The sequence below is a fragment of the Candidatus Omnitrophota bacterium genome (assembly GCA_014728045.1).
Lineage (GTDB): Bacteria > Omnitrophota > Gorgyraeia > Tantalellales > Tantalellaceae > WJMH01.
The window spans coordinates 54,319-66,681 of sequence record WJMH01000012.1; the positions used below are offsets into that span (position 1 = coordinate 54,319).

4 protein-coding genes are annotated in these 12,363 nt (G+C 51.1%); all 4 read left to right on the forward strand.

The window, feature by feature from the left end; genetic code table 11:
* Positions 1 to 102: 102 nt before the first annotated feature.
* Positions 103 to 8,712 (forward strand): hypothetical protein, encoded by an 8,610-nt coding sequence (locus GF409_04070; GenBank protein MBD3426392.1) that lies wholly within the window; start codon positions 103 to 105, stop codon positions 8,710 to 8,712.
* 210 nt (positions 8,713 to 8,922) lie between these two features.
* The gene (locus GF409_04075; GenBank protein ID MBD3426393.1) at positions 8,923 to 9,831 is read left to right on the forward strand and encodes an ABC transporter permease subunit; all 909 of its coding nucleotides are present in this window, start codon (positions 8,923 to 8,925) and stop codon (positions 9,829 to 9,831) included.
* Positions 9,832 to 9,859: 28 nt separating this feature from the next.
* The gene (locus GF409_04080) at positions 9,860 to 10,708 is read left to right on the forward strand and encodes an ABC transporter permease subunit (protein ID MBD3426394.1); all 849 of its coding nucleotides are present in this window, start codon (positions 9,860 to 9,862) and stop codon (positions 10,706 to 10,708) included.
* A gap of 15 nt (positions 10,709 to 10,723) precedes the next feature.
* Positions 10,724 to 12,346, forward strand: a complete 1,623-nt coding sequence (locus GF409_04085; GenBank protein ID MBD3426395.1) for a hypothetical protein — start codon at positions 10,724 to 10,726, stop codon at positions 12,344 to 12,346.
* Positions 12,347 to 12,363 lie beyond the last annotated feature (17 nt).

The following is a 12,363-nucleotide window of genomic DNA, read 5'->3' on the forward strand; positions in this document are numbered from 1 at the left end:
ATATAGGCTGTAAAAATAGAAAAAGTCAGATACTTACACTAAGCGTGGAAGTGCGCTCAATATATATATAATATTATATGAAAACATTTAAAGGAGAAGACCATGTATTCAAAAAGCCCTAAAAGATCCCTTTTCTTGAAGGCGGTAAGCGTTTTTCTTGTGCTTACCTTTTCCATGTACAACATAAGCTATGCCGTTACCCAGGACAATCTGGAACCGGCCGGTATCAAGCAGGATATGCCTTTATCCGTGGAGGATATTGGTATAGCCATTGATTGCGGTACGGTCAAGAACCGTTTCAACGGCAATGACGGGAAGGTCATAGTGCACATCCAGGACGCGCACTGTAATTACGAGGCGCAGTCCAATATAAACAAGATGCTTGACCAGCTGACAAGGGAATGCGAGATAGACATGATATCTGTCGAAGGGGCTGAAGGGATCGTCGACACTACATGGTTCAGGGCATTCCCGGACTCAGAGATACGCAAAGAGGTCGCTACTTATTTCATGAAAAAGGGCGAGATAACGGGCGCCGAATTCTTTTCCATAACAAGTGAATACCAGGGCACCATATTCGGTGCCGAGACCAGGGATTATTACGTGAAGAACCTGAGGGCCTTCACGGAAGTATATCCGTACAAGGAAACTATTGAGAAATATTTCACGGACGCCCGTACCGTGTCCAACCGTCTCAAATCCATAGTCTACACGCCGAAGCTCAAGGAACTGGACCTCAAGATAAGGTCTTTTGACGAAAAACAGACCGAGCTCAGCGATTATGCCGCCTACCTTAATAAGACAGCCGAACAACAGAGAATAGATCTCAAGGACCTTGAGGATTTCAAAAAACTCGTCCAGACCCTCGAATACGAGGAAAAGATAGATTTCGATATCGTTGACCAGGAAAGAAGCAAATATATCGATGTTCTCAGCAAAAAGATGGACAAGGAGAAGATGACCGAATTGGTGACCCAGAGCATCAGGTTCAAGAAGGGTCATATCAAGGCGGTGGATTTCTATTCCTATCTCAGGGAACTGGCCAAGGAACACGATATAGATATGGTGCACGAGTACCAGAACCTTTTTTATTACTATATATACACCAAACTTTATGAGGGTATCGATAACGAGAGGCTTTTCAAGGAGATCGACACTATTGAAGCCCGGCTCAAGGAGTCCTTTTTCGAGAACGGAACCCAGAGGAAGCTCGACAAGTACTCGAACATGCTGGATATGTTCATCGATCTCATAAACATAGAGCTTACCAATGACGATTATGATCTATTCAAGGGATATTCCGAAGAGTTCACGCTTGAAGAGGTACTGGATTTCATGACAGGACTTGTGGAGAGGTACAACCTCAATTACACGGTCGACGGTATGCCCCTTGAGATAAAGAACAATATACCCAAGATGGTTGATTTCTACGAGATCGCCATAAAGAGGGATAACGCCCTTATCGAGAACACTCTCAAGCAGATGCAGCAAGAGGGCAAGAACAGGTGCGTTCTCATAGCTGGCGGTTTCCACACCAGAGGTATTAAGCACATTCTTGAGAAAAAAGGTGTTTCTTACGTAGTGGTGACCCCCAAGATCACCAAAAATGTCGAAACGCCTTATATAAAGGTACTTACGAACCAGAGGACGTCGCTTGAGGATATAATCACCGAAAGCGCGGCAGTTCCCGGTATAGGCATAACCGCGACACGGGAAGAGATAGTAAGGCCCAAGGGGGATATGCTGAGTCCGCTTCTCAGGGTAGCCTACACCATACCGATGTATCTTGAAGACCCGGAGGCGCTCAAAAAGCTTTCGGACGCGACAGGTCATATCCCGGAGAGCGAGTCGCTTTTCACCACGGCCGAAGGTTCGTATAAAGAGATGGTGACCCTGCTTGTGAGGGGCTGGCTCGTCAAGGTCAGGGAAAAGGCCGATCCGGAAGTATGGAAGACAGCGGTCGGAGACTGGCATCTTCTTCTCGGCGCTTTCCTCAAAAAATACGAGGAAGAGGCCGCAAAGCAGGGAACTCAGGTGATAGCGGGGCTTAAGATACCGGCCCCGGTACTTACCGAAGAGATGCTCGATGCCATAAGCGGCGAGTTCAGGGCCATATTCAGGGACGAGGTCGTTAAGAGCGTTACACCCGGGACCGAAACCGTTGATACATATGATATATATCCTTCTCTTACTTCAGCCCAGGCTGACGGGTACAATGAGGTGATCAGACCTTACATGGAGGCCACTCCGGACCCGGTAAAGATCTTTACTTTCAAGATAGACGGCCGGAACAGGGAGATAAAGGTGTTCGCCCTTGAGAACCTCAAGGACGCCGTGGAGGAATACAACCTGGACCCCGTACACGGAGAAGAACTTCCCTTGACCGTGGAAGTACATCCCGGACGTGGTCTTGGTCACGACGACCCCAGGCTTTACATATCAGCCGGCGCCTTGAAAGCCCTCAATGACAATCAGTTAAAACGCTTGGCAAAGCATGAGCTTTATCATATACTTTTATTGGAAAAAGGTGAAGCTTATGACGAAGAGAAGGTCATCGAAATGATGGGAGGGGACAACCTTATGGATATAAGGGTCACTCTGGCCAGGGTGGAGGAACAGAGGCAGGCCGTTAAAGCCGAAGAAGCCAAAAGAGTGCACGACAGCCTTATAAAAAGCTCTCTGGACATGGCTGAAGCCACTTCCAAAGGCATAGGCCCGGACGTGGTCATCATCGTAAGCTCTTCGGATGAACAGGCTGATTTCTGGCAGGAGAGGCTCACCGGTGACGATAATAAGACCGGTTCCGGCGAAGCTGTCAAGGAAGGCGCGGTCGTTCTTTCCGTGTCCGAATCGAATTGGAAGGGCGGCGCCGGCAATGGCATGGGCACGCTTAACGGTTTTGTACAGGCCGCGCGTAAAGCGAACAGTCTCGGGCTTATAGACGTTGATTCATATGCTTCGGTTACGGAGTTCATTGACGCTATGCTCACTTACTGCAAGGGCAAGGCCGCTTTCATGTTCCATACCGCGGGTAAAGGTACCCGTACCGCTCCGTTACCCGGTGCGGAGGTCAACTCAAAGCCGAATATCAAGCTTCCGAAGATGGTTGATGTGAAAGGCCAGCAGAGGCCGCTTACCATACTTGAGGCCGTTCTCATGGAAACCAATATTTACGCTCCTTCAAGGACAGACAGACTGGGTGTTTTCTGGGGTGACCAGGTGGTCATCAACGAGAACGATATATCCTTCGGCGGGAAGCACCACGTTGAGATATTCGGGCAGCTTGTTCCGCTGGATCCGGATATCAAGTCCTACGGAGTGCTCATTCCGGGAGAAGAAGGCGACTGTAAGCAGAGAGAGAAACTGTCTATGGATGAGGTCAAAAAACTGCTCCCGGAGGGCAGCAGCGACGTATACAAGAGCATAGGTTCATTCACTATTTCGCTCCCCTTTCTGGAAGCGATGATCATGATGCCAGAACACAAAAAGCTGCTTGAGTCCGAATCGGGCAGCCTGAACACAGATCCCGACTGGTGGCAGCCGCTAACCTCCACGAGAGATGAGTATATAGAGATGATCGGCAAAAAAGGCGTCTCCCGCGCTAAAGCGGGCCAGACCTGGGACAGGATGCAGGACCTCTGGGTAAAATTCGTCGCTTCCGACAATTGGGACCCGGATAGCGGCCTGTACAGGCAGCTTGGATTCAACGACGTCGGGAAGAACTCGCTCTGGTGGGATTACGGGCAGAACAAATTCTACCTGAGGAACATGCAGATCCTCACCGAGTACAGCCCCGAAGGGGAAGCTGCAAGGAATTTCTTTGACGCGGAGATAACCGACAGCAAGACTGACCAGCTGGAAATCGAAAAATCCGTCATCAAGAATTCCGATGTGAAAAGAGGAAGGCTCGTCAACTGTGTCGTCATAGACAGCCAGCTTGAAGAGGTCTACGCCGAGAACGCTGTTATTATAGGAAGCGTGGTATTAAAGCTTAACGCTGAGGACGCGTTGTGCTACAATGTCGTTAGCGAGTCCGTGAATCTCGCTCCGGGGCAGGTCCTGGCCAATATCTTCCATCCCAAACTCGGACGTATACCGATGCGCACGGATATCGGAAGGGACGGCAGCGCCGACTGGAAAGGCGGAGTCCATGTATACGACAACGCTTACACTTACAGTAAGATAGCCGAGCTGATGAAGGGCCTCAAGATGGAAGAGGTTATGGAGACCAAGAAAAAAGCTATTTCTGCGGTAAGGATAGGTTTAGATTGGGCGGGTAGAAGACAGGATCTCACCGCTCAGAATCTCAGCGACAAGAGAAATATAGGCATTTCAGAGGCACGCCACATCGTCGCGCACAGGATGCTGACTTTCGGTGACGTGCCGTATTTCACGGTGGCCAGTTACGCCAAGCTTTTTAATGTTTCCCCGCGCCAGGCGGGAGAAGAACTGGAGGACCTTGCTTCTGCGGAGAGGGAAGGCGCCCCGACAAGCGGCGTGGAAAGCCTTGAGGCCTATGTTACCCTTACAAAAGGGAAATTGAGCGACCTGGTGGACCAGGTCAACGAACAGGGGCTTATCACGGCCCCCGAGAAAAAGATGCTCGATGACGCGATCGCGGTCGCCAAGGACATCGAGAGCCTGAGCTTTATATACGCGGCGATGCTCAACGAGAAAGGCTACCTCAACAAGATAGATACGGGGGTAGAAGATGCTGTTGTGATATACCGGAAAGTTCCCACACAGAATAGAAAGGATGTAATGGAACAGAAGAAACCGTTAAAGTTCGGTACCAGCGGACTTCGCGATACCGTTGACAACATGACCGATCTTGAATGTTACATAAACACCAGGGGATTCATAAAATTCCTCAAGGAAAGAGGCGAGATAAGGTTCGAGGAAGGCGGCCCGGCACCGACGATAGTCGTAGGGGGCGACCGCCGTCCTTCCACGCCCAGGATAATGCTGGCTGTCATCAAGGCAATAGAGGATGAAGGCTGCGCGGCCGAATACATAGGTCTTGCGCCGAGTCCGACCGTTGCTTATTACGCCATGCAGAAGGGCCTGCCCAGCGTCATGGTCACGGGTAGTCATATACCCGCGGACAGGAACGGCATCAAGTTCACCAAGAAGTCCGGAGAGGTGCTCAAGACCGACGAGACCGATATACTCAAGAACGTCGCCATAGCCAGAGAAGAGGAGTCCGAGAAGGGTTTCAAGGCCTCTGATTTCGGGCGGGAAGGCTTGTTCAAGGCTAAACGGGACCTTCCGGACGCGACCGACAAGGGTATACACGAATATGTAAAACGTTATCTGGGAGTTTTCCCCTCGGACGCCCTTAAAGGCAAAAAAATAGTCCTTTACCAGCATTCCGCCGTGGGAAGGGATATAGTGCAGGAGATATTCGAGGGCCTTGGCGCCGAGGTTATCGTGGAGCAGAGGAGCGAGGAATTCGTTCCCGTGGACACCGAGAAAGTCCCCGAATCCTCGAGAAAGCTCTTCAAGGAATGGGCCGCAAAGCACGAGCCCGATTTTATAATTTTCACCGACGGTGATTCCGACAGACCCGGTTTCGTTGACGAGAAGGGTAATTTCCTTTCCGGAGACTCTCTCGGGGCGTTGGTATCGATGTACCTTGAGCCGGATTCGGTGGCTATTCCCACCAGCGCTAATGATGCCGTGGTGGATGCCCTTAAGAACAAGGGTATCGACGTCACCCAGACCAGGATCGGTTCGCCCTATGTCATAGCGGCAATGAACCATATGCTTGAGAAGAACCCGGACGCTAAAGTGGCCAGTTGGGAATCCAACGGAGGATATTTATTGGGCAGCGAGGTCAAGATAGGCGGTAAGAGCCTTAAACCGTTACCTACAAGGGATGCGGTGCTCCCGCTTTTATTGCCGATGCTTCTTTCCATAAAGGAAGGAAAGACCGCTTCTGAGATGATTGCGACCAACCTTCCGGCGAGAGTCGTGGTTTCGGATGCCGTGAACAACAAGATGGAAGGCACCGAAGCGTATACCCCTGATATGGGCAAGGCGATCGTCAAGAAGTTCTCGCCCGAGGATTCCAATATAGCCGAATACGACTTCAACAGAAATGTTGTAACGTACAAGGACGATCTTGGGTTCCTGTCCGCGGACAGCAAAAGGGAGAGTGCTCCTGCCGAGCTTATCGAACAGATGCAGAGGATCAGGGATACTCTCGGTGAGTATTTCACCAATTCCGCCGTGGACAAGTTGACCTTTATCGACGGCATCAAGATGCATTTTGAGAACAATGACGGTATACACATAAGGCCCTCCGGTAACGAGCCTATTCTCAGATTCTACGTGCAGGCTCCGACCCAGAAAAGGGCCCAGGAAATAGTGGATAACCGCCTGGAATACATAAGGCCCATCGTTCAGGCGATGGCAACCCCGGGCACCGAAGCGGTAAGGACCGATTCGGAATCCGGAAAGGCCATAGCCGAGCTGGACGAGAGGATCAAGGCAGGTAAGCCTGTCAGGTTCGTTCCTTCTTTCAGGACGGGAGCGGATGGTTACACCTGGGGTCAGCCTGTGGAAGAGAACGTGATACTTGAAATAATGGGTGCCAGGACACCTGAAGAGAAGGTAGCTCTCGCCCATGAGTACGGCATACCTCCGGAGGAGGTCATAGGCGAAAGATGGGTGGCTGCCGGCCAGGTCGATACGGATATGGGCGTGAAACTCCCATCAGACGTCCTGTCGCTGTGGCCGGACCAGATGCCGGGAAGTAATATCACGGCGAAGCTGCTGACCTCTGGAAGGCCGCTCTCACTGCAGTATCACAGGTTCCCCGAGATGATCATACCTCTGGCGGACGGATACGCTTATCTGGGGCTTAATAGGGACGTGACGCCGGAAGAGTTCATGGATAACCTCCGTAAGGGTGATGTGAGCATGTTCAACAGGGTGGATCTTAAGAAGGGCGAGCCCGTTATAGTGCCCCCCTTCATGATACACGCCTACGGACTGGTAAGAGTGTATGAGGTAAAAGCCGTTGATGCCGCTCAGGATAAAGCCGGTACGATTTCTTTCTACGACAGGCTGCGGCTTACTCCCGAGCAGCAGGAGATCGTCGCACAGGAAGTGGCGTTCACGCCCCCTGAAGCGGTTGCCGATAAACTGGTTGCCAAAGGGTTGGCGCGTCCGGGTAAGGACGTCCTGACGCTTCCTGCCGATACGGTGCAGGCGATAGCTGATGAGCTCCAGAGGGAAGGTTCGCTGAAAAAATCCGATCTTTCAGTGGCAGCTTATACGCCTGTAGTCCAGAACGAAGTGGACGGCGCCAAATACGAGAAAATGGGCGAAGCCCCCGGTTTTGTGGCCGGCAGGTATATGATAGACGAGCTTAAAGGCATCGAGGTTTACAGCGATATACAGGGCAAGCAACACTCCATAATAGTGACAGAGGGCGCGGTCAAGCTGGTTAATGCCAAGGGTGAGACCGTGGACGAGGTAAGCCAGGGCGAGGAGAGGGTAATACCCGCCAACGCCGGCAAGTACAGCGTAATCGCCACTAGAGGCCCCGCTACAGTATACACGCAGTACGTGCCCGAGCAGAGACGCGAGGAAGAGTTCGCCGTCGAGGTCGAAAGAGGCCGGGAGACAATACCGAACCTTCCGGACAGCGTGCCTTCTTTCGTGGATAACGCGATCTTCAGCGAAGAGGGCATAAGGGACCTGGTTGAGATCAACTCCGCCGCGGACGCCATGCCTCTTCTCGAGGGACGCGACCATGTTGTGGCCGTCGTCACGGGCAAGGTAGCTCTTGAACTCAACGAAAAACAGGTCGCCGTTTTTGATGAAGGCGATTCTTTCATGGTCTCTGACGACCAGATCATAGATACCAAGGGCAGGATAATACCGTTCCTCGAGACCGGTCCATACAGGCTGGTTAAGGAAGGAGACAGGCCCGCAACCGTGGAAATAAGGTACGCGAACACGCCCGAGGAGCGTATTGTGTACATGACCTACATGATGGTCAAAAAGCACATGGATAGCATTCAGGCCGGACAGGTGGATCTCATCCTTCCGTCCGAAATGTTCGTGCCCGGCGGGGAGAACACCCCGGGTTCCGCGCTTTGGGAACAGAAACAGCTTCAGACATACATCAGCGAGAAAATAAGGATATCCACCTATAACGCCAGCATGGGGCTTTCAGAGGCCGCCAAGAAATCCCTTAACAAGGGTGCTGTCGGGATACTGGTGGCTACCGAGTCAAACATCAGGAACGCCGACAGGGACGATCCCGAGGTAAGGAAATTCCTCTACGGTGAGAAAGGTAAGCTGAGGGTCCTCGCGATACCCGACCTTGACGGTCTTGAGGAGGACCAGGGCTGGTTCTTCAACCGAGAGGTGGAAGGAACTGCGCTTCTCCTGGCGGCGCTCAACCCGGAGGACATACAGGAGGTCATAGCCAATCCCTTCATTGACAATGCCGCGAAGGACCTGCAGAAGCTCATGGCGCAGCTTACCGGTAAATCCGTACCGGCAAGATACCTATACTACATGCTTTCCCGCGATGAGATAGGGGAAGCGATAGAGATGCTCCCGGCGGACCTCAAGGACGATCCTTACGGTTGGCTCAGGTTCCTGGTGCAGAATCTCTTGCTTAAGATGCCGATCAAGCCTTTTGACGCCACTGAACAGCTCCAGCAGCGTAGAAAGGTCATGTGGTCGGTCTAATGCGCATTGATATACCTAATAATATCGCAAAAAAAGGAGGGTAGGCCTTTAACGGTCTGCCCTTTTTTGCGATATATCCATTCGCCGAGGCCGGGTGGGTCGCGAAGTGATAATTATATTACAACAAGTTGACAGGATAGTGTAATTTTTGTAAAATAATCCTTCCTGTCTAATAGTTTATAAAAGTATCGATTGAACAAAAGGAAGTAGATGGACCAAGAAACGTTTATTCAGAGGCTGGCCAAGCAGAAGACATCCTATCTATTCATTGCTTTGCCCGCCATCCTTTTCTTTATCTTCCAGCTGGCCCCCGTATTCATTTCCTTTTTCTGGTCTTTTACCAAGTATGATGTTGTACACGCGCCGCGTTTCGTGGGACTTGCCAACTACAAGAACATACTCTTCGACGATCCCCTTTTCTGGAAGGCGATCAGGAACACGGTTTTGTATGTTATAGGCGTTGTGCCGATCGGTGTGTGCATATCGCTCATGCTGGCGGTGGCCATAGACCAGAAGATCAAGTTCAAGAACTTCTTTAAATCGATCTTCTTTCTTCCGACGGTGACCGCAATAGTGGCCGTATCGGTCATATGGAAATGGTTGTACGCGGGTGAGAAATACGGTCTGTTCAATTATTTTCTTCTGAAACTGGGGTTCCAGCCGATAGACTGGCTCGCCAGTCCCACCTGGACGCTGCCCTCGATAATGATAATGTCCATATGGGCCGGTGTGGGATACAACATGATTCTTTTTCTGGCGGGGCTCCAGACCATACCGCATGTCATGTACGAGGCGGCCGAGATCGACGGGGCTGGTTTCTGGAAAAAGTTCTTCAACGTGACGCTTCCGCTTTTGAAGCCGACCATAGTATTCGTAAGCATGATGAGCTTCATATTCAGTTTTCAGGTCTTCGAGCAGGTGTACATAATGACCGGCGGGCAGGGAGGAATAGGAGGAGTACTTAACAGTGGCCTTACCATAGTCGCGTACCTTTATGATAAGGGTTTCCAGAAATTCCAGATGGGTTACGCCTCGGCTCTGGCATATATAATTTTTCTTTTGATCTTCATCCTTACGATGATCAATAAGAGGCTTATGAAAAGTAACGTGGAATATTGATATTGTTACGGAAAGGGAACAACAAAACATGGGACATGAAGTAGGTATCAGGAAAGATTCACTCACCGTAAAGACATTCATATACATGTTTCTGATAGCCGGTGCTCTGACGATGGCAGTTCCGTATGTGTGGATGTTCATCACTTCCATCAAACCGTTGTCGGAGATACAGTCCTATCCTCCCAGCTTCATCGTGAAGAATCCGACACTGGAGCCGTACAGGGACCTTTTCAAGATGGTTCCCATGGTAAGGTATCTGTTCAACAGCCTTTTTGTCGCCGGGTCGATAACCCTGTTCAATGTTTTCGCGACCTCTCTTGCCGGTTACGCCTTCGCCAAGCACAAGTTCTGGGGCAGGGACAAGCTTTTCTTCATATTCCTGGGTTCACTGATGATACCCTGGCAGGTCAATATCATCCCGGGGTTCGTCATAGTCAAGAAACTCGGCTGGCTAAACACCTACAGGGGGCTTATAATACCCTCGATGGCATGGTGCGCTTTCGGTATATTCCTCAACAGGCAGTACATATACAGTATACCCGACGACCTGATCGACGCGGCCAAGATAGACGGCTGCAGTGAATTCATGATTTACCGGAACGTGATACTTCCTCTTATCAAACCGGTCGTGGCGACACTGGCCATATTCACGTTCCTGCAGCAGTGGAACAATTTTGTATGGCCGCTGGTCATAATACATACAAGCGACATGAGGACGATACCTCTGGCGCTGGCTGTACTTACCGGACAGTTCGGCGCGAATTTCGCGATGGTGATGGCAGGAGCCGTTATTGCCACACTGCCCATGCTCGTCGTATATCTGATGTTCCAGAAGTACATAATCAAAGGTATAGCGATGACGGGCCTTAAAGGATAAAATAGAAAGGATAAAATGAAAAAACTCTCTTTATACTTCGTTTTTCTGATAATGATTTCACTTGTCGCGGCAGGCTGCGGCGGAGAGGCAAAGATGGAAGAGCCGGAGGCCGCTTCTGTCGAAGAGGTGACCGTCGAGACCGTTGAGGTGACCGAAGAAGGACCTCTGGTATATCTGGATGTCACTGATGCCGAAGCCTCAAGCTTTGACAAAACACCGGACTGGGCGCCCGAACCGAACCCGATGGCTCCCGTGGACGGGGATATGCTCACCCGCTGGTCAAGCGATTATACCGAAGGCGACCAGTGGATCTATTTCGATCTTGGGAGTAAAAAGGTCGTAAGTAACGTTATTGTTCGCTGGGAAAGGGCCTACGCCACCGATTACCAGATACTGGTATCCAACGACGCTGAGAACTGGACGATAGTATATGAGGTCAAGAACAGCCGCGGCGGGGACGTGGAAGCCGAGTTCGCTCCGGTCAAGTGCCGTTATGTTATGATTCTCGGCCAGGAAAGGGTCAACGAGGACTGGGGCATATCCATGTGGGAAGTCGAGATCTATGGTCCGCAGGATCGGAATCCTGAAGCCGACGTGACCAAACAGGAGTATCTTTCCAGGGGTGACGACCTGAGCAAGAAGAAAGAGGCCGAAAAGGTTCTTTCAGGGCTTGCGGCCAAACCCGTGCCCATAAGCGAGCAGGAATTCCAGGAGGGTGTCGTATATACTTCCTGGATGGCCGAGGAGTTTACCAAACCTGTTTCCGACCTTACTCTGGCGGAGCTAAAAAAGATAGGGTATGATACGATAGCGATAATGGTACCCGCTTATCAGGAGGAGCTTAATTCCACTGAGATATTCACCAACGACTATCCGGGCGGCGACACGCCCACTGACGAGGCGCTCGTCCATGCCATAAAGACATGCCACAGGATCGGTCTTAGGGTATTGCTGAAACCCCACGTTGATCCCAGAACGGACGAGGCGAGGATAAACATCATGCCTTCGGAGAAGTGGTTCGACAGTTACGAGAAGTTCGCTCTCAGATACGCCCGCATGGCGCAGGAGAACGGTGTTGAAATTTATTCTGTGGGTACCGAACTGGAGGCGACCACTTTCTCGGCGTGGGCGCACAGGTGGGACCAGATCATCGCCAAGGTCAAGGAAGTATATGACGGTCTGCTGACGTATTCAGCGAACTGGACCGAATACAAGGAGGTCCCTTTCTGGGACAAGATGGATTTCATAGGGTTGGACGCGTATTTCCCGCTGGCTGAGGTGGATAACCCTTCCCAGGAAGACTTGGTGCTGGCATGGGAGGCGATCGCCGATGAAATAGAGACCTGGCTCGGTGAAAGAGGGCTTACCGGAAAGGGCGTGATCCTAACGGAGATAGGATATCCTTCGGCTGAGGGTGCAGCGCGCCAGCCGTGGGTGGCAATATCCAGTGTCGAGGATCAGCAGGCCCAGGCGGACTGTCTTGACGCCACTTTCGAGGTGTTGACAAAAAGGCCCTGGTTCAAAGGTTATTATATCTGGCAGTACTTTCCGCAGGAAAGATGGAGCCCTCTCGGGTTCACCGTCAAGGGAAAGAAAGCCGAAGAAATAATTAAAAAGTGGCTTGAAAAAGTCGAATAAAACAAGAAGGAGGATGT